General features: G+C 49.7%; 17 protein-coding genes. 5 read left to right on the top strand and 12 right to left on the bottom strand.

What is annotated here, in order from left to right; all coding sequences use genetic code 11:
• Positions 1–148 precede the first annotated feature (148 nt).
• Genes NZD86_RS06740 through NZD86_RS06725 form a run of 4 tightly spaced genes read right to left on the bottom strand, consistent with a single transcriptional unit; the run spans position 149 to position 4,408 of the window.
• Positions 149–979, bottom strand: a complete 831-nt coding sequence (locus NZD86_RS06740) for a carbohydrate ABC transporter permease (protein ID WP_268045739.1) — start codon at positions 977–979, stop codon at positions 149–151.
• Positions 976–1,923: a carbohydrate ABC transporter permease gene (locus NZD86_RS06735; protein WP_268045738.1), complete on the bottom strand. Its 948-nt coding sequence runs from the start codon at positions 1,921–1,923 to the stop codon at positions 976–978. The genes NZD86_RS06740 and NZD86_RS06735 overlap by 4 nt, the downstream gene beginning before the upstream one ends.
• 58 nt (positions 1,924–1,981) lie before the next feature.
• The gene (locus tag NZD86_RS06730) at positions 1,982–3,361 is read right to left on the bottom strand and encodes an ABC transporter substrate-binding protein (RefSeq protein ID WP_268045737.1); all 1,380 of its coding nucleotides are present in this window, start codon (positions 3,359–3,361) and stop codon (positions 1,982–1,984) included.
• A gap of 30 nt (positions 3,362–3,391) precedes the next feature.
• Positions 3,392–4,408 carry a LacI family DNA-binding transcriptional regulator gene (locus tag NZD86_RS06725; protein WP_268046813.1) on the bottom strand — a complete coding sequence of 339 codons (1,017 nt, stop codon included), beginning with the start codon at positions 4,406–4,408 and terminating at the stop codon, positions 3,392–3,394.
• Positions 4,409–4,622: 214 nt separating this feature from the next.
• On the opposite strand from NZD86_RS06725, the gene NZD86_RS06720 reads away from it, so the two are divergent.
• The 4 genes from NZD86_RS06720 to NZD86_RS06705 all read left to right on the top strand — a co-directional run bounded on the left by NZD86_RS06720 (position 4,623) and on the right by NZD86_RS06705 (position 8,301).
• On the top strand, positions 4,623–5,138 hold the full coding sequence (locus tag NZD86_RS06720) for an acyl-CoA thioesterase (RefSeq protein ID WP_268045736.1): 516 nt from the start codon (positions 4,623–4,625) through the stop codon (positions 5,136–5,138).
• Between the two features lie 211 nt (positions 5,139–5,349).
• On the top strand, positions 5,350–6,441 hold the full coding sequence (locus tag NZD86_RS06715; RefSeq protein WP_268045735.1) for an XRE family transcriptional regulator: 1,092 nt from the start codon (positions 5,350–5,352) through the stop codon (positions 6,439–6,441).
• Positions 6,442–6,470: 29 nt separating this feature from the next.
• The gene (locus tag NZD86_RS06710; protein WP_268045734.1) at positions 6,471–7,487 is read left to right on the top strand and encodes an extracellular solute-binding protein; all 1,017 of its coding nucleotides are present in this window, start codon (positions 6,471–6,473) and stop codon (positions 7,485–7,487) included.
• 22 nt (positions 7,488–7,509) lie between these two features.
• Positions 7,510–8,301, top strand: coding sequence for an ABC transporter permease subunit (locus NZD86_RS06705; protein WP_268045733.1), 792 nt, complete (start codon positions 7,510–7,512; stop codon positions 8,299–8,301).
• A 520-nt stretch (positions 8,302–8,821) separates the two neighbouring features.
• Here the strand turns inward: NZD86_RS06705 and NZD86_RS06700 are convergent.
• Complete coding sequence (locus NZD86_RS06700; protein WP_268045732.1) at positions 8,822–9,160, bottom strand: winged helix-turn-helix domain-containing protein; 339 nt, start codon at positions 9,158–9,160, stop codon at positions 8,822–8,824.
• Positions 9,161–9,423: 263 nt separating this feature from the next.
• Between NZD86_RS06700 and NZD86_RS06695 the strand changes: the two genes are divergently transcribed.
• Positions 9,424–9,861, top strand: coding sequence for a Cif family virulence factor (locus NZD86_RS06695; protein ID WP_268045731.1), 438 nt, complete (start codon positions 9,424–9,426; stop codon positions 9,859–9,861).
• A gap of 49 nt (positions 9,862–9,910) precedes the next feature.
• Here NZD86_RS06695 and fosB read toward each other — a convergent pair whose 3' ends face one another.
• The 7 genes from fosB to NZD86_RS06660 form a co-directional block, all read right to left on the bottom strand.
• Positions 9,911–10,369 (bottom strand): metallothiol transferase FosB, encoded by a 459-nt coding sequence (gene fosB / locus NZD86_RS06690; RefSeq protein WP_268045730.1) that lies wholly within the window; start codon positions 10,367–10,369, stop codon positions 9,911–9,913.
• Between the two features lie 134 nt (positions 10,370–10,503).
• Positions 10,504–11,913, bottom strand: a complete 1,410-nt coding sequence (locus NZD86_RS06685; RefSeq protein ID WP_268045729.1) for a hypothetical protein — start codon at positions 11,911–11,913, stop codon at positions 10,504–10,506.
• A 130-nt stretch (positions 11,914–12,043) separates the two neighbouring features.
• Positions 12,044–14,608 carry a beta-mannosidase gene (locus NZD86_RS06680; protein ID WP_268045728.1) on the bottom strand — a complete coding sequence of 855 codons (2,565 nt, stop codon included), beginning with the start codon at positions 14,606–14,608 and terminating at the stop codon, positions 12,044–12,046.
• Between the two features lie 145 nt (positions 14,609–14,753).
• On the bottom strand, positions 14,754–15,818 hold the full coding sequence (locus NZD86_RS06675) for a BtaManbiosPhlase (protein ID WP_268045726.1): 1,065 nt from the start codon (positions 15,816–15,818) through the stop codon (positions 14,754–14,756).
• Positions 15,815–17,458 carry an alpha-glucosidase gene (locus tag NZD86_RS06670; RefSeq protein ID WP_268045725.1) on the bottom strand — a complete coding sequence of 548 codons (1,644 nt, stop codon included), beginning with the start codon at positions 17,456–17,458 and terminating at the stop codon, positions 15,815–15,817. Before NZD86_RS06670 ends, NZD86_RS06675 begins: the two co-directional genes overlap by 4 nt.
• Positions 17,459–17,505: 47 nt before the next feature.
• A complete protein-coding gene (locus tag NZD86_RS06665) occupies positions 17,506–18,462 on the bottom strand; it encodes a glycoside hydrolase family 130 protein (RefSeq protein WP_268045724.1) in 957 nt (318 codons plus the stop codon).
• Positions 18,459–19,409 carry an ROK family protein gene (locus NZD86_RS06660; protein ID WP_268045723.1) on the bottom strand — a complete coding sequence of 317 codons (951 nt, stop codon included), beginning with the start codon at positions 19,407–19,409 and terminating at the stop codon, positions 18,459–18,461. Before NZD86_RS06660 ends, NZD86_RS06665 begins: the two co-directional genes overlap by 4 nt.
• Positions 19,410–19,448: the final 39 nt, after the last annotated feature.

Here is a 19,448-nt window from a genome sequence, read left to right as displayed (position 1 = left end):
GTCGCCAGTTCAGGATATACAACACGAAATCTCCGCGATTGTACTCGTCTAAGCATATACACCTAGATGGCGGACAGCAACAATAGCGTCGTGTCCCTATACTATGGCCGGACGCGACTGCCTGATTTTGACGGCCATGTCCCGTCCCTTAACCTTTTACAGCACCTTGAGTGAGCCCTGAAACGATCCACTTTCGGAACAGAATGACCAGTAAAATAATCGGCACAATTGACACGACGGAACCCGCGAAAATCGTACCGTATGGCACGTTAAACTGACCGCTGAACAGAGCAATTCCAACAGGAATAGTCCGCATGTTATCCGACGAGTTGAATACGAGTGCCATAAAAAACTCCGTCCATACGGCAACAAACGTAAACACGGCAGCCGTAAATAGGCCAGGACGCGTCAACGGCAGGAAAATCCGATAATAGGACTGAAACACGGTTGCTCCATCTATTGTTGCCGCTTCGAAGAGCGCTCCTGGGACCTGGAGAAAGTAGTTTCTGAGGATCCAGATGGCAAACGGCAAATTGAAAGCCGTGTACGGAATAATCAAGGCTTGATAGGAGTTTAACCAGCCAACATCGTGCAGCAGCATGTACAGTGGCGAAATGACGACAATGGGCGGAAAAACGGAAATAATGAGGAGAAAAATCAGCATGGGTTGCTTGCCGCGCAGCGGTAATCGGGCGATTGAAAAACCAGCCATACTGGCAAAAAAGAGAACAAAAAAGGTCGATACAACGGCCACAACGACGCTGTTTAAAATGTAATGCCCAAATTTGAATTGAACGAATGCCTCAAGATAGTGTGACCCAGTCCAGGTGGTTGGCCAATAATTCGGCGGGTAGGCGCTGATATCCGTATTCGGCTTGAACGAAGTCACAAACATCCAGTAAAAAGGCAACAAAATGAGAAGCAAGAACACGATGAGGACGACGTACCCAAGCACTTGTTGCCACCTCGGTTTGATCATGCAGCCTCCTCCTCAACCATGGAACGAAATGCTGACAGGAAAGCGAGACAAGCACCCAAGACCAGGATGACGGTGCTCACTGCGATAGCAGCACCGATGCCGAAGTGTAAATTTTGAAACAGTGTCTCTTCACCCAAGATGGCCAGTGACTGTGTCGACGTCCCTGGTCCCCCGTGTGTCAGTACGAACGGTAAGTCAAATACGCCAAAGGCCTGCAAAATTCGGAACAAACCAGCTAGGGCAATGCTGCCTCTCAACTGCGGAAAGGTCACATTCCAAAACGTCTGCCACGCATTTGCCCCGTCAATGCGGGCAGCTTCGTAATAGTCATGGGGAATCATCTGTAACCCACTGACCAAAATGATGACAACAAACGGGGTGGTCTTCCAAATATCAGCAACCATCATCGCCATGACGGCGCTCGTCGGCGCACCCAACCAGTTTGCCGGGCTACCGATGATGTGTAGACCTTGAAAAACGCCATTGAGAACGCCGTATACGCCGTTGTAAATATAACCCCACATCTGGGCGGAAATGACGGTGATCAGTGACCACGGTATGAGCATGATAACAATTGAAAGATCTTTTAAACGTTGGACATTTTGAATGGCTAACGCAATGAGAAGTCCAAGAAACAATTCCACAGCAACGGTCACAATAGAATAGTAGACCGTGAACCAAACGCTATGCCAAAACACTGGAGCGCCGTACACCGTTGCGTAGTTGTGAAAGCCACTAAACTTAAAGTCAAACCCAGTCGTCGTAAGCGTAATGTCGTTAAAACTCATGACGATGGAGTAGATAATGGGGAAAATCGTTACCGCTAGAATGACGATGCCGGCTGGCGCAAGTAGGCCAAGTCCCGCCCGTCGATCCGTGCTTTTCAAACTTCGTCGTGCACGGCGTGGCGATCTCGTAGGTGTCTGTGCCGTTGCTATCGACATATAATCACCTCGCGAAAGTTGGACAGGAGGTCAAAGCGCCCCCCTGTCCGGTCTATCTTTACAGTCCCTTAGAATTCAACGCACTGTTAATTTGATTATTCGCGTTATTGAGTGCATCGCTTACACTTGCGCCGCCGGACAACGCTTGGTTGACATTGTCGTAAATCGCCTTGGAAACTTTCGGGTAGTCAGGTGTTTGTGAGGGGCGAGAAGTATACTTGATATTTGTGAGATTGGAAAATACTGGGCTAACACTCTTCAGAGCTGGGTCCGTTGCAACTTCTTTGTTCGTAGGGATTTCCGAAAACTGCTTCCCAAGAATTGTCTGTGCGTCTTTGCCCGTCATCCAGTCGATGAACTGAAGTGTGGCCGCCATGTTTTTCGTGTGTGGATTGACGTATAAATCCCAACCGCCCACACAGCTGTAACCGTTTGATCCGCTCCCTTGGAACGTTGGCAGCGGCGCCACACCAACCTCACCAACCACTTTCGAGTTCTTCGCGTTTTGGGAATCGCTCCATGCGTAGGACCAATTGCGGAGAAACACGCTCTTTCCCTGTGTGAACGTGTTTTCAGCATCGGCCTCTTGGAACGTGTCGACCGCTTTCGGCGACACCCCTGTTTTGATCAGGCTTTGCATGAATGTCAGTGCCTTATTTGCCGCCTGGCTCGTGAGTGCACCTTGGTTGTTGTTTAGGACCTGACCGCCAGCATCAGCGAGGTACTCTACAAAGTTACAGGTACCCCCTTCATAGTCACCGCCTTGCCACACAAATCCGTATTCTGCGCCGCCAGACTTTTGAATTTGTTGTGCTTCCGACTCAAGCTGTTCCCATGTCGTCGGCACAGGGAGCCCTACCTTTTTCAATAGATCTTTTCGATAGAAGAGGAATGCTGTATCGACAAAGAATGGGGCAGCGAAGACCTTGCCGTTGTATGTGGCACCTTGAACGAGTCCGTCGGAGAACCTGTCGAAAAACGAGGACGGCAAAACGTCACTCAGAGGCTGGGCCAAAGATGCACTCGCGAACTGCGCAGGCCACACGACATCGCCCATGTACACGTCAGGTGTAGCGGCGCCACCGCTGATTGCCGTTGTTAGACTAGCGCGATCGGTATCCGTATCGCTGTTTTGCTCCTGTAAAGTAACTTTGATGTTCGGGTATTGCTTTTCAAACGCCGCGATTAAAGCCTTGCGCAGACCCGTGTGCGTGATGGGCGGTGCTGCCCATACAATGGTACCTGATGCATGAGAGTAATCGACAGGGCTGCTCGTGCTTCCTGATGTCGAATTGCTTAGTGCTGAATTGGTGGTTGCTGCTGTTGAGGACGTATTTGACGAGGTATTGCCAGTTGATGTTCCGCATCCGACAACCAGTGCAGCTGTCGTGGTTCCCATGACGATCGTTGCAGTTATTTTCTTTACGTTTCCTGCCACCACAAAGTCCCCCTTAGAAAGCGCCCATGTTTACACCAAGGTGAGAACTGATTCACGTTCAACAAGACGGTGTGGAAGAAAGTAAATGCCTGTTTCCGATGGAGTTTGATCCTGCCCTAAAACCCCCATTAACCAGCGAACGGCATGCGCTCCGATATCTGCGAACGGCTGTGCGACTGTTGTCATTCGTGGAAGAATCATGCGTGAAATCTGTAAATCGTCAAAGCCAACGACTGACATGTCCTCCGGTACACGGAGACCGTTGTCGTATAGACAACGTATCGCCCCCAGGGCCATTTCATCCGCAGCCGTGCAGACCGCCGTCAATTGCAGGTCTCGTTGTCTGTCCAGCAGTCGCTGCATGGCACTGTAGCCTTCATCAAAACGATAATCGCCATACTCAACCCGGCGTGGATCATACGGAATGCCAAAATGCTGTAATCCCATTTCGTATCCACGCAGTCGTAACTGACCTGTTATTTCATGATCCTGTTTTCCAGCAATCATGCCGATCCGATGATGTCCACGACTGACAAGATATGATACGACGTCAAACACCGCCTTTATGTCGTCGACTCGAAAGGCCTGCAACGGTGTCTTGGCAGTACTTTGCGTGAGAACCAGCACGACTGGGATCCGCAATCGTTGAAGCACTGGGTCAAATTCTTCCGTCACCAACTTGCTGGTGAAAATGATCCCGCTCACCTGATGCTGCCCCAAGAATGAAAACCCATCCAACGCGCGATCCCGAGCGTGTTCCGCGTTGAAGAGCAACACTTTCATGCCATAACTTTGACTCGCTCTGTCAATACCACGGTACAGCTCATTAAAAAAGAGGTCCGTTATACCCGGTACGATGAGTCCCAGAGTGTCACTACGCTGGGCAGACAATCCGCGTGCTATGGCGTTCGGCTGAAAATTCAGTTTTTCCATTGCGAACCGTACTCGTTCTCGCGTTTCCGGCTCCACTAAATCCGGCTTGTTTAAGACGCGTGAGACGGTTGCGGGAGAAACACCAGCCGATTTGGCGACATCACGAATGGTCACCCGCAACGATCTATCCCCCCTCAGAAAGCCATGCAATTGTTTCATAAAGCGTTTTCATTTCGTTTAACAATATGATCGTATTATTGAGAGAATACCTTTGCCATGTGCTTTCATTTGACCAAGAAGTACATGAACCATATCATTACCTGTTAAAATAGAAGTCGTGCGATCACCACGAATCATGACAAAGAGACGCAAGGTGAGGGGTCAACAGATGAACCAAACTACGAAATACTGCAAAGAATCCCGTGTCGTAAAAACGAGTCACGTTTTACCTCCAGACACAAATGTCCATAATACACTGTTCGGCGGCAAATTAATGGCTTATGTCGACGACTGCGCATCGTTGTCCGCTACTCGACATGCGCGATGCCCGGTCGTGACGGCGTCAACAGACTCAGTCGACTTCTTATCGCCTATTGGTATGGAGGACTCGGTCTGTTTGGAATCATTTGTAACTTGGACTGGACGGACATCTATGGAAGTGTTCGTTAAAGTGATCGCGGAAAACTTAATGACCGGTGAGCGGCGGATCGCTGCGACTTCGTTTCTAACGTTTGTCGCGCTAGATGAACACAAAAAACCTGTTCAAGTCCCGCAGGTCATCCCACAAACCGAGGAAGAAACGAAACTGAACGAAACCGCTGCAACACGAGCAGCGTGGCGGAAACAACGGCGCGAGGAAAGCCGTAGTCTTGCTGAGTTCCTCACAACAAATAAACCTTGGTAAGCGGCAGTGAGCGGTAGCGCAGCCTACCGCTCGCAAGGTGGGTCAGTGCTTTCGGTGGCGTCGTCTAGAAAACTTAACCGAACGATGGAAATGATATTTTACATACTTCAAAATTCCTTCGAGTTGTTCCCACATTTCACTTGCCTCATCAACTACCCTCGCTTTACTATGAAAATATATTTTCCATTGTTAACTACAATGAGGGAAGATGATGGAATCTCCTAATCGAGTACGCCAAGTCCGTCTGCAACATGGCTTGTCCCGAGAGGACCTTGCCGAGCATGTCGGTGTGACGCGCCAGATGATCGGACTAATCGAGACAGGCAAAGTGAATCCGAGCACGTCCATATCTCTTCGTCTGGGCAAGGTGTTGAATTCATCGGTCGAATATCTGTTCAGTACCGACCCTGTGGAAACGATAAACGCCAAGGTTGTGACGGAGTCCGACGTCCATCAAGAAGTGTCGCAACGAGTCGTGATCGGTTCGGTGATGGGGCAAAACATAGCTCGGCCTCTCACATTTGTGCATCCGATGGCACAATTTGTGGCCGCGCATGGTATCGTTCCGAGTGCGAATCCATCAAACCGAGTGGAACTATACAGAGATGTCCATCGGACAGACAAAACCTTGTTTATCTCAGGGTGTGATCTGGGACTGGGGCTTCTCGCAAATCACATCTCGCACGCGTCGCGTCATCATCAGGGTATCTGGTTTCAAGCATCGAATCGTGCCGCCATCGAGGAACTACGGCGCGGATACACGCACGTGGCAGCGGTTCATACACACTTGTCTATTGAGGAATTCAAGCAAACCTTGGACCTGCCTTTTCAGGTTCACGCAATGCATTTCTCAATCGGACAGCTGGGTTGGATCGTTTCGCGGGGCAATCCACGAGGCTTTACCTCCGCTGGTGATCTGGCTTCGGGACAATACACCATCGTCAACAGACCTGCTGGAGCAGGCGCACGCGAACTCCTCGACAGTGAACTGAAACGATACGGTGTTCCGGCACAGGACATCCCTGGATACCAATCCGTTGTGCGTGGACACATTGACGTTGCGTACGCCGTTTTCAATGGCCTCGCAGACGTCGGATTGGCCCATGCGTCCGCGGCCGCACAGTACGGCCTCGATTTTCTGCCCATCCGACCGGAGACATGTATGCTCGTGTTTTCGCCAGAAAGTGAACTCGATGAATCACTTCAGGTCTTGCAAGAAAGCCTGCAGTCCGACTCATTCCGTCAAGACTTAGCAGCATTTGGTCCGTACGACGTACGTGCAACTGGAAAAACAATTCAGTGACCAGAAGCAACAACGAAGGAGCGATCTTTGTGAAAAAACTTTCAATCATGTTTACTTGCCTTGCTTGCATGGCACTGTCCGCCTGCACCACGGCACCGGCTTCGGGCACAAATGCCACTACAAAAACGGCAACGTCAGGGAACAGCAAAACAAAGCTCTCAGTTCTCTATGCGGGTTCCATGACGAAGGTGATGGAGCAGTCCATCCGACCAAACGCCGACAGCGCATTGCACGTCGACTTCCAGGGTGAGGGCAAAGGATCGGATGCACTTGCACAGATGATTCGATCCGGCATCTCCAAACCAGACATCTTTATCAGTGCGTCACCCAGTGTGAACAACAAGGACCTAATGGGACCGAACAATCATGACCTCGTCAAATGGTACCTTACCTTGGCTCAAGACCAACTCGTCATTGCCTACTCACCAAAGAGCAAGTTTAAAAACCAACTAGATGAAGCCGCTCAGGGAAAGGTGCCATGGTACGACGTTCTCGAGCAGAAAGGCTTTCAACTGGGTAGAACAGACCCCGCGTTAGATCCGAAAGGCACGGACACCCTCTTTTTATTTCAACTTGCGTCGATTTATTACAATCAGCCAAGTCTCGAAAGTAAGATTCTTGGCAGCACGGAAAACACAAAACAGGTCTTCCCAGAAGAGACACTCCTCGCCGGCTTAACAAGCGGTCAAATGGACGCGATCATCGCCTATAAGCACGAGGCAACAGAGTGGGGAGTCCCGTATATCACTCTACCTCCACAACTAAACCTCGGTAACTCGAATTTGGCATCCTACTACAAACAGGCCACGTACCAAACAAAAGACGGGAACACCGAAACGGGCGCACCGATTGTCTTCACCATCACGATCCCGACGACCACATCTCATAAACGGCAAGCCGAAGATTTCGTCAAGTACATGGTAACAGGAGACGGACATACACAGCTCATCCACGATGGATTTACACCCATATCGACGCAAATCGCCGGCAACCGGAGCAGTGTACCTAGCAGTCTACAATCCATCATTCAAGGGACGCTGAAGTAACCATATGATTTCCCGTCGAGTCATGCCAACTCTGCTTGTGGTCGCGGCCGCAATTCCGATCATTTACATCGTCGCCCCCCTGCTCCACATCCTGACGAATACGGATTGGTCACATGCCGAACAACTTCTTGCGGATACCGACTTTCAAGGAGCGCTGTTCACATCGGTCACAGCAGCCTGTTGTTCCACATTGGCTGCTGTCGTGCTCGGATTGCCGACCGCCTATTACCTGTCGGTTACGAGTTTTTTCGGTAAACCTGTTATCGAAGGGCTGCTGCTGCTTCCCCTCGTTCTGCCACCCGTAGTTGGCGGCATGAGCCTACTCTCCACGTTCGGCCCGGATACAGCGCTGGGAAGCCTGTTCGCGGGACTGGGGCTGCCGCTCACAAACTCAATTTTGGGCGTCGTGATCGCCCAATTCTACATAACAAGTCCATTTGTCATTCTGTCGGCTAAGGCTGGTTTTGACGAGGTCCCACGAGAACTCAAAGAGGCCGTACAAATCGACGGGGGAGGAACGTGGCATATTTTCTGGAATATTTGTATTCCGTCCTGCAGGTCAGCAATCGCCGCCGGAACAGCTCTCACGTTTGCCCGGGCAATTGGCGAGTTTGGTGCGACTATGATCGTTGCATACCACCCATACACGATCCCGGTCGACATCTGGGTCGCATTCACATCTGGTGGATTAGACACCATTGTTCCCATCACGGCCGTCATCACACTATTCACCGCGAGCGTGACCATCATTGGGGCTATAGGACGGCGATTCATTTCTCGAACCATTCACATGGGAGGAAAACTGGGTCGATAGTGGGGGGTACTCAATGCAAACGCAGCTGTGACGTCAAAACGACAATTCAACAGCTGCGTTAAAAAAGCACGAGTTTCAAGTTATCCACCTCCTGTTACGGTGGCCAACCAACGTTACAAAAGCGATTGGAAAGTCCATGTCATCAAGTCGTTTCCAAACGCATAAATTTGGAATTAGAATGGAACAGCAGTAAAACAAAACGCTAAATTCCGTAGACTACGTATGACTATGGTGCAGAGAGCAAACGCCATACCGGAACATTCCGTAAGGACTGAGTCTGAAGCATGTGTTCATGATACGAACAGCCGTAACGGCATCCCGCAGATCGTGGCACTCAATGCACCATATCATGTCCTCTCGCAGAGACCAGAACTGATTGTGCAGATGAAGCCCCCCACCACTCGTGCTGGGGCTAACATAACATAGTCATGTTGAATAATTTGACGATTCATGTCGACAGACTAAAAACTTTTATCTAATTATTATAACTCTCTGAACATGTCGAATAACTTACATGTTGTTAAGCCTCGCTGGAATTTGCGTCGCTTCGCAGAAGGTATCCGAACCCCCGAATACTGATAAGAAAACGTGGTGCGCGCGGATTGTCCCCGATGCGGGCACGAAGCCGACTTATGTAGACATACAACTCGCTCTTGGATACCGTCCGTTCCTTCCCCCAGGCATAAGCCAAAATATCTTCCGTTCTAACGGGCCTGCCTAGGCTTTGAACGAGGAAGTGGAGTATTCGGAACTGAATGCGCGACAAACTGATTGACATACCATCTTGTACCAATTCCTCCCTGTGCACGTCTAAAACCAGTCCTGACCGCAAGTGTACCTGATTCGTTTCTGTGTCCATGTTTAGCCTCCAACTGGTGTTCACCATATTGTGCAAGTACGACACCATCATTCGGAATGGATTTTTTCGTGCACACTTCGGCTTAGTTCGGCAATTTTCGACATATTCCTTCATCATCATACAAAAAACGTGACTATTTTTCTATTTTCTATATAAAAATATAGGGAATATTGGGTTCATTTGGTTTGTGTAGTGTGACAAAGGAATAGATAGCGATTTGGCGAAGTACAAATTTATCCAGTTCATATGAAGGGAAGATACTGATGTCGGAACTTTTATCAGATTTTCGAAATTTCCTTAGCAAATATCAGACGGTATGGAACGATTGTGATGCAAGGCAAATGAGTGCTTATTGCTCTCCAGAATTGCAGGTGCGGTGGGCATATCCTAACAATCGGATTTCTGACTGGGGACACGATGAAGCATGTAGCGGTTGGGAGCAAGCATTTGCGTCATACGCTGGAAAAAGTCCCATGTGGCACTTCCACGAAGTCTTCGTAACGTCGGTCAATGAAAACGAAGTGCTTGCCGTTTTTTGGGTAACCTTCGAATTAAATGGGCAACCCACCAAGGAAATAGCTCTGTTCGTTCAAACATTTCGTAGGGAATCTGCCGGTTGGCAGTTGATCCGTGAATATGTTGAGTCACTGCCATCAAAAGAGCATGTGCAGTCTAGCTTGCTTGGGACTTTGACACTGTAAAGCTATGATAACAAATGCTGTGACATGGCAACTCAGGGTATCGTAAGTTTTACTTCAAGTTGGCTTCACGGAGTAGTTTCATACCGGCCGGTGTGATCGACACGTGGGGCTTGGCATGATAGTAATAAGCGAGCCTTTGTTCCAGTGTCCCGTTGTGCAGTTCAAGCTTGTGTCCGTCGGGATCGGTGAAATAAACGGAATGACCGTCTTGTTCGGACCGCTCCCGGCCAGGGAGGATGTGGGCCCCCGCTGCCTTAAGGTGGGTCACGGCTTCGTCGAAGTCGGCTTTATTGACCGTGAATGCTAGGTGTGTGTAGGATGAGTGAATCTCTGTACGCGGGATGTCAGGTTCCTCATTGAGTGCCACCCAGTACCCGCAGATGTTCAAATAGGCCGTCGTTCGGCCTCTCGATAACAGCGTGCCGCCGAGCACGGTCTCGTAGAAATTGATGGATTTGTCCAAATTAGATACAGAGAAGCAAATGTGGTTCAAGCCAAGGAGTTTCACACACTATACTCCTTCCATGAGCGGAGATAAGCACTCTTAGTGATACGATGTTAACGACTCGTAGCAGTGTGTGGATTTACGAATATCCACACACTGCTACTTTAGAAAAGAGGCCCAACCATTATGTTCGCTCATTACCGTTTCACAATATTTACTATAGTGGCACTATCTGCGTCAAGATGCAAAATGGCAGAGTTAGAGATGTTGGCCTGGAGTAATGACTGTGTGCGAGCATCGTACAGATCGACTGGAACATCACCCAACGAAATAGTGACATCTATATCGTACCGATGAGGATTATAGTACATGCACACTGAATTACCACCCACTGGTGCAGTTTTGTCTGACATCCCTAGGAAATCGGTTTTGGTCAGGTCTAGCTCCAAGACGTATGGGTCCGAAGTTGAACGCACGATTTCTCCCCACCAGAGTGTCAATGCACCGCCGTAGACGGACTTTTGTCCATGGAAGTCGCCTGTTGCATACGGCGAATGCCCTTTCCGCTCCCGATGCACTGCCTCGTAAGGTACAACCGGGGTTAAGTCCGGGCGCCCTTGAGCCTCGAGGCTGAAAAATTCACTGTAGAACAACCTCATGTTTGCCGCTGTGTGCAGTGCGTATCGACCGATTTGCTTTGCAATTTGGTGATCATACCGAGCTACCGGCAGCAGATATGGCAACAGGACCAGTGTTTCAAGGCTGTATGCCATGGAGGATGCTTCTTCCCTAGAGTGGCCTTTCCACCCGCGCATAAGACCGTTAATTTCTAGGCCTCCCCAGTGGCCAACATGGAGACTCCCTTGATGGGAATCGAGCGCGAACGACACCGCCTTATTCAGGGAAAACCCGTGACCTTGGGCGTTCATCCGGGCTACGGCCAGGCAAGCCATTGCGCCGCTCGGAATCTCGTACCACGGGTTGTCGGCGAACGACAAGTACTTCTGCATTGCCAGACTTGCCTCCGCCTGGTACTCAGCTTCTCCAAACGTCTCGTAGCCAAACTGCATAAGATATGAATAGGCACCAATCGTGTCTGGTTGACGGTACGCATCTTGATTGGTGAACGATCGACTATTCTCAAAATCGTATCCTTGGTCATTGAAATCGTAATCGATTTGATGCGCCAATTCCATGAGCCGATTCATGCTGGATTTTAAACGTTGTACACTCACAGGATCATCCATCAGAGCAAGTCGTGTAATGCACCACGCAAGGGCATTGACGTGCATTAGGTACCAATACTCGGATCTCTTGTCTCCAACCCCGTTCTGGTAGATGCCGTATTCGTCAGAATAGTAATCCGCCAAGGAAGGTAGCAAATCATCTACATTCTCACCGCGCAGCAGTTTGCCGAGGACGATAGCACCATAGGTAATCAATTCTTGACCGGAGCCCTCAAGGAAAGCAGTAAAATGCAAATGCCCGTTCGCTAATCGGTGCATCACTCCATTTTTTTCGTCAAATACGTATTCCAGAAACTGATTGGCACGAGGTCTAAACTGCAATGGTGGGTACTTCGGTTTAGAAGAAAACAGGTCAAACATGACATTCACTCGCTCTCGTGAGTATTTTAATCATTCCGCTATGCACGCTTCGACTTGGACGACAACTTCTAAATAGCCCGGCTCGAGAACTTCGTTTATGGTTAGACCAGGCTGTTTATCCGTCGACTCCTCACTTGTCCGCAAACGTGACGATCGCTTCGGGCGCGTTCATCGCAGTGACACGGAGTGAAGAGAAATCAATGTCGTCTCCATCCAGATGGCTAAGTTGAACCACTCTGGTTTCTCCAGCAACGAGATCGAAATAGTTGTCACTCCATTTGACATGCGGCTGCTTTACTTCAACATTGACCATACGGGCGTGTTTGTCCGTCGATATGGACACCGTACGTGCATGTGAATCGACTGTCACAAGAAGCCTCGCGCCAGGCATCTGGAGGTCCTTTTGGTTCCGTAAATAGTACAGGTTGTCAAAAACCTGCTCTTCGGAAGAAAGTCGAAAGACAACTTCGCATGGGTCAGCTCCCTGTAAAACCTCAGCCTCCGTGAAATTCGCTATACGGCATCTTCCATTCTCCGCGACGACTACCCTGTGTTCCTCCGACCACACTGTTTTCCCGAAGTAATCCAGCACCTCGATGTGTACGACATCATCGTATGTCGACCGGGTGTCGTTAACAGCCCAAACCTCAATCAGGCCGTCGTCTGCCAGTCTCGCCGACAATAGGATAGGCGCAAAAAATCTCTTGGCATAAAAGTACGATGCTTTCGGCAGCAAATGATAGTCTATGACGGACCAACTCGTCCCCGGCCAACAATCGTTCAGCTGCCAAAACAGCGCACCGCTTGATTGGAACTTACGCCTTCTGTAGTGTTCAATGCCGTATTTTAGCCCCTCAGCTTGTGTAAGCATCGAATAATTTAGATACTCATCGACATCCTGAGGGATCCCCGTGTAACCCTCCATTAATAGAATCCCTTTTTGGTGGTGATAGTCTTTGTTTCGATAGGAGAACTCGTCAGAGCCCCAGAAAAACTGACCCTCAGGTATCCAACGCTGTAAGGTGTAGCGATTGGAAGCAGCGTGCATCCCGAACTCACTTACAAACGTCGAGAGACAGGTAGCAAAATTCTTGAATGACACCCCTGCCACACTGTAATCAATGCGTTCCGGTTCACCAAACTTCCGCGGGTATACGTGCCCATGCCACACTTGCCAGTTATGACGGTCCCCTTCTTCAGCTGAATTGTGATCGTTACCGCCATAGGGCGAGCTTGGCCAATACAGACGTGTGGGATCTAGTTGCTCCAGTATTGCCGGCATCATCTCATGGTAGATTTTCTCACCATAAAAAGGCGTGTGTATCGTTCCGCTCGATTTCATCGACTCATAAATCCAGTCGTTTTCGTTATTTCCGCACCAGATAGCTAGGCAAGCGTGGTTTCGAAGCCTCTTAACCACGTGAACGATCTCCCGCTCGACATTTCCCATAAAATTCTTGTTAAAGTCAGGATACATGGCACAGGCAAACATAAAGTCCTGCCAAACCAGGATTCCCTCTCGATCACACGCTTCATAGAACACCAGCTTCTCATAAATGCCACCACCCCACACACGGAGCATGTTCATGCCTGCATCTCTCGCCAGAGAAACAAGGTGATGATAACGGGAATCCGGCACCGCCCCGATAAAGCTGTCTACGGGGATCCAGTCTGCACCTTTGGCGAATATCTCGACTCCATTTAAGACAAATGTAAACACGTTAGCGCCGTCGTCCGACCTCTGTTTCACTTCCACAGTACGAATGCCAAACGAGCACTGGAATGAGTCAATTCTCTCATCATCGGCGAACAAGTCCACAGATAACTGGTACAGATGGGGATTCCCTAAATCACTTGTCCACCAAAGTTTCGGGTTGGGGACGGTTAACACGACAGTACCTTTACCCTGTTCTAACGTTACCGTCGCGTCGACACCGGTATCGTCATCCGAGAGCACAAGGCGGGCAGACAATTTGTGGGTAGGTATGCCAGACGAGGAACCTCCATATGTCTGAGGACGTTCGCGGAATGTCGTTGCTGAGAGATCGACTTCAACGACAGCCTCTTCATTTGAAATTGACACTGTGCGTGCAAATACACCATCCCATTTGGCAATCTTCCTCTTCTCCAACCGAACTGGTTGCCAAATTCCAACGGTGACCAACCTCGGACCCCAATCCCACCCGAAGTTCATTTGCGCCTTCCTAGTCCATATGCGCTCTTTGCTGAATCCGGACCAGTAGCTCTGTTCCTTGTTTTTGACATGCTTTGATATGGGATCAAACCGCACCGCAACGATATTCTTCCCGTGTACGAGTTCGCGTGTCACATCCAAAGTTACTGGTACAAACATGTTGTCGGAGATGGCCAGCTCGACACCATTTAAATAAATGGTTGCGAACGTATCGAGCCCTTCAAAGGTCAACTCCATCCGCTCACCTGGCTCTAGTTGTTCGTCCCAGTGAAACTCTGCCCGATACCACCAGACTTTGTCTTCCACCCAGCGACACTTTTGATCGTTGTGTCCAAAAAACGGGTGTTCAATGATACCCTTTTCGATCAGCGTTGAATGTACGTCGCCTGGTACCTTTGCTGTCATCCAGAAATGGTCAATGTAATCTGGGCGTGCCACAACAACGTCCTGTTCCTGTCCTTCGTCAAACGATTGTAGTTTCCAATCGAATATATGAACCATTCCGTTCCCACACCCTTTAGTTTATTCCGGCTTTTCCTGACAGTAGAGAATTAGCTATCAGGTGGCCTGATGAGACCACCTGATATAATTGATATTCATAATAGGTACGAATCACTTTGGGACCGAACTTTGCTTCCAGTCCTCCTCAGTCCTCAAGGTACGTCAATGACGCTAAGATCTCTTGCAAGCTGAGTTCTGCACACGCCATCGATGTATCTGCGACCCCGTAGTAAATCTTAACGGTATCACCGTCTTGTAAAGCCCCGCACGAGAACACGACATTGCCAAAAAAACCGTCCGTTTCATAGTCCACTTCCGGTGCAAGAATTGGCTGGTTTGTCCGCGCGAGAACCTTACTGGGATCTTCTAAGTCGAGCAACACAGCCCCCATGCAGTATCGCTGGTTTTCGTCTGCTGCATGATACAACTCAAGCCAACCCTGTTCCGTTCTAAAAGGAGCAGCACCGGCACCCAATCGACCGCTGTCCCAATGGTCGGACCGCAACCCCATGAGATATCGGTGATTTCCCCAATAGCGTAAGTTATCCGACTCAGCAATCCATATCTCAGGGGCTCCGGTGCTCTTGGGCACGGGTCGATGAAGAACGTAATATTTTCCGTTAATCTTCTCCGGAAACAATACGACATCTTTGTTTTCGGGTGCGAGCATCATCCCGTGGTGATCCACATGAATAAAGTCTTTGGTGGATGCGAATCCGGTACCAACCCCAACTGGAGAAACTTCACTAAACGAAATGAAGTACGTATCGTCGATCTTTGTAATACGCGGATCTTCGATCCCAAACGTCTCGAGACTGGTTGTCGGGAATAAAAGCGGCTGGTTATCAACCGTAAAATGATGGCCATCTTTGCTCCGCGCGATTCGAAAATAGGATAGTGAGGTTAGGTAGATAAAGGAGTCTTGACCCGCCAGACGGATCGTCCTTGGATCAGAGAAGTCGTATTTTATATCTTCCCGATGAAATGACACGACGTCGAGATCGCCAGTGATGGGATTGAAAACAGGTGCTTTGACAATGGTGGGATCATTACTGCGCGGACGCTCGGCCACGCGCAGCAACAGAATGATTTCACCATTAAACTCCGCTACACCTGCGTTGAAAACACCAATCACCTCATAATCAGGACGGTGCGGTTTGACATCAGCGGGCGTTAGCAAGGGATTCTCGTCGTAACGGTAAACGTTCATTTTGTCTCCTCCTGAGGACTGACAACTGAGATAAGAGCCTCGTATGGGTGAAGTGTCAGTGGGCCATCCCACGTATAGGATGTCCGGTGATTCGATAGCAGTAGCCGTACCGAGGTATACGCATAGCCAAACCATTTGTTCCAATCGACATTTCGGGGTGAATCACCGAAATTGAGAAAGACTACAACTTGTTCGTCTTGCGTCACCTTGTGAAAGTAAATGACATCACCTGATTTGTTAAGCACGCGATATTCGCCACTTGATAAGGCACTGTGCTTCTTGCGTAAAGCAATCAGGTTGCGATAGAACGATAAGACCGAAGTAGGATCTTGCTCCTCCGCTAACACGTTCAACCGTTTGTAATTGTTGTTGACAGGCAACCATGATGCACTTGACGAAAATCCCGCATATTCCGTATCGCTCCACTGCATAGGCGAACGCCCCTTGTCGCGCCCCTTCTGGTTGCCAATCTGGATTGCCTCGGCGAGTGATTTCCCCTCAGAGACAGCGCGTTCGTAAGCCGAGAGGCCACCGACATCGCGTATCTGGTCCGCCTTTGGCAAATACACATCCTGCATACCAATCTCCTCGCCGTAGTAGAGGAAAGGGACGCCCTTAGCTGTGAGCGTGATGGCTGCCAATGTCTTCGCCAGGGCAACTTTCACGTCATCGTCGCAACGGGCAAAAAAACGAGTCACTTGCCGACTCATATCGTGACTACTGAAAAACAATGTAGGCAGAGCAGTTTGCTCGAGACTCTGCTCCAATTTGGTAAGTTCCTCAAACAATCGATCAGGATCAAAGTCCGGCAGGCTCCCCAAATTGAAGTTAAAGGCCAAATCCAACTCTTGAGCATTCCCCACATACGATTTGGCGATCTCAACTTGCTCCGTGGCAACCTCCCCAACTAAGACTTTGTCGGGGTAACGATCGACAAACTGCCGCAGTTCCTTCACGATATCGTGTGTTTCCGGTCGGTCCTTGTCATAAACGTGATTCTGCTTTCCATCGACCACCGGATTGTCACGAAATTGATTGTCGACGAAGAAGTGGTTGATGACATCGAGCCGAAATCCATCGATTCCTTTGTCCAACCAAAACTCGACCACTTTAAACAATTCACGCCTTACGTCAGGGTTCCACCAGTTTAGGTCTACTTGTTCTTTCGAGAACGCATGATAGTAATATTGCCCAGTTTGCTCGTCATACGTCCACGACGTGCCCTCAAAGCCAGATTGCCAATTGTTCGGCTCATCTCGCCAAATATACCAATCTCGCTTTGGGTTGCTTCGACTACTTGCCGATTCGACAAACCAAGGATGCTGATTAGACGTGTGGTTTAAAACCAAATCCGCGATCACTTTGATGCCTCTCACATGAGCCGCACTGAGGAACTGCTCAAAATCTTGAAGTGACCCGAATGACGGGTCCACGTCATAGTAATCAAAGATGTCGTATCCGTAATCGACGTTCGGTGATGGATAGAACGGTGTCAGCCAAATACAATCGATTCCGAGGTCCGAGAGATAGTCGAGTTTTGACGTAATACCTGGGAAATCGCCGACTCCATCGCCATTGCTGTCGGAAAAGCTACGCACATATAACTCGTAGAACACCGCTGTTTTCCACCAGTCTTTCAAGCCGCTATCTCCCTCTTTGACGATTATGGTGAACTGTAAAATCAAAGTTACGGGCGGTAAGTCGCCACGCCGATCTTGGAATCAGCCATGCCGTAATAGAGATGGAAGGTACCTTTGTACATCACCAAGCCTTCCACGAATACAACATTATCCACCTGTCCGACGATCTCATCACGGGACCCCGGGACAAAGAACGGTTCGCTAGTGCGACTGATCACCTTGGATGGGTCTGATTTCGACAGTAAGACTTGTCCTGCTGAGTAACGCAGTTTTCCCACGGACGCATCGTTCGTCTCCGTAATGGTCCTGGCCGCATTGTAAATGAGGACAATACCTTCATCCGTGACGAATGGTGCCGGACCAGGCTCGATAAGTGCACTGTCGAACGCCATGGGATCGGAAGACGGTGTGAAAACAGGCTTCGGGTCAGGTGTCCAATGAATCAGATCCTCTGAATAAGCGATCCAGATGTTCGTATCGCCAAAGTACATCACGTACTTTCCGTTGATAGGCTCAGCTAGAATGGCACCAGATTTTGACCATACTTTGTCCGAACCCTCTGTCCACTCGGGGAAGAGAACGCCATGTTTTTCCCAGTTATAAAGATCCTTGGACGTCGCGAGACACAGAACTGCACTCGACCCGTTAAACCCTGAATATGTAAGGTAGTACGTATCACCCACTTGTGTGACACGTGGATCCTCACATCCACCGGGCAACTCATAAGATTCTGTTGGGACTAGGACTGGTTCTGGATGGCGTTCGAAATGGATGCCGTCCTCGCTAATAGCAAGTCCAATTCGAGATGTCCCATTCCATTCCCCAGGGCCCGTATGATCTTCGGCACGATACAGCAGGTGGATCTTCCCATCTTTTTGAATGGCAGTTGGGTTGAATAAATCCTTTGACTCCCAAGTGTCACCTTGTGGTCCCATAATCGGGTTGTTCTGATACTTCTCGAACGGTCCAAGTGGAAATTTCACCTGCGATGTCAATACGCTCATACAAACTCTCCTTTAAGAACTGATTCTGCTTTCTTGCTCCCTGCTTGTTGTGTCAAGGGTAGTGCTGCCCCTCCCAAAAGTCCTGAGTTCGGCCCCAGTTGTGCAGGGACGATGTCTACCATGGCCGCTGGTGCTGGGAACGCCCGTTCCTTTACCTTACGCGACAGCGGATGGAACATCGCGTCGCCGATCCGAGATACGCCTCCACCAATGACGATTTTGGACGGGTTAAACAAGTTCACGATGCTCACGAGTCCCATACCAAGGTAGTGGATCGCCTCGTCGAATATTGCACGAGCTTCGGGGTTTCCGGTTGCCGCCATGGCGGCAACTTCCTTCGCGCTCACGGGACGATTGAACACCTGTTCCGCCTTGCGACCAATCGCTGTTCCAGAGGCTACCGCCTCGAGACATCCGCGATTGCCACACACACAGGGACGACCATTTGCGTCAACGACGATGTGTCCGATTTCTCCTGCAAATCCGCCAGCTCCGCCGTATAGTCGACCACCCAAGATGAGTCCCGCGCCAATTCCTGTGCTGACGGTTATGTAAACCATATCGTCCACGCCGCGTCCAGCACCGAACCGGTGTTCAGCAAGAGCGGCGACGTTCGCGTCATTTTCCAAGAATGTGGGAATACCAAATCGCTCTTCGATCCGCTGACGCAATGGAATATTATCCCATCCAGGCAAATTTGGCGGAGACAAGACAACCCCCGTCAAAGAGTCCAGCGGCCCCGGTGCGCCGATTCCGATGCCACAAATTTCATTAATACTCACTGTCTCCGTAACTTCTTCGATGGATCGGGCAATCCGTTCGATGACAGCCTCCGGTCCATCCTCTGCCTTGGTTGAGCGTTCTACCGTGTTGTAGATAACACCCACATGGTCAACAAGTCCCGTGAGGATTTTTGTTCCACCTAAGTCCACACCTATGCTGTACACGCTTGATCCTCCTGAAAATTAGACCTGTCCATTGACGAG

Source organism: Alicyclobacillus dauci (genome assembly GCF_026651605.1).
Lineage (GTDB): Bacteria > Bacillota > Bacilli > Alicyclobacillales > Alicyclobacillaceae > Alicyclobacillus > Alicyclobacillus dauci.
Note: the sequence above shows the minus strand (reverse complement) of the source record. Positions and strands in the feature narration are given on the sequence as shown.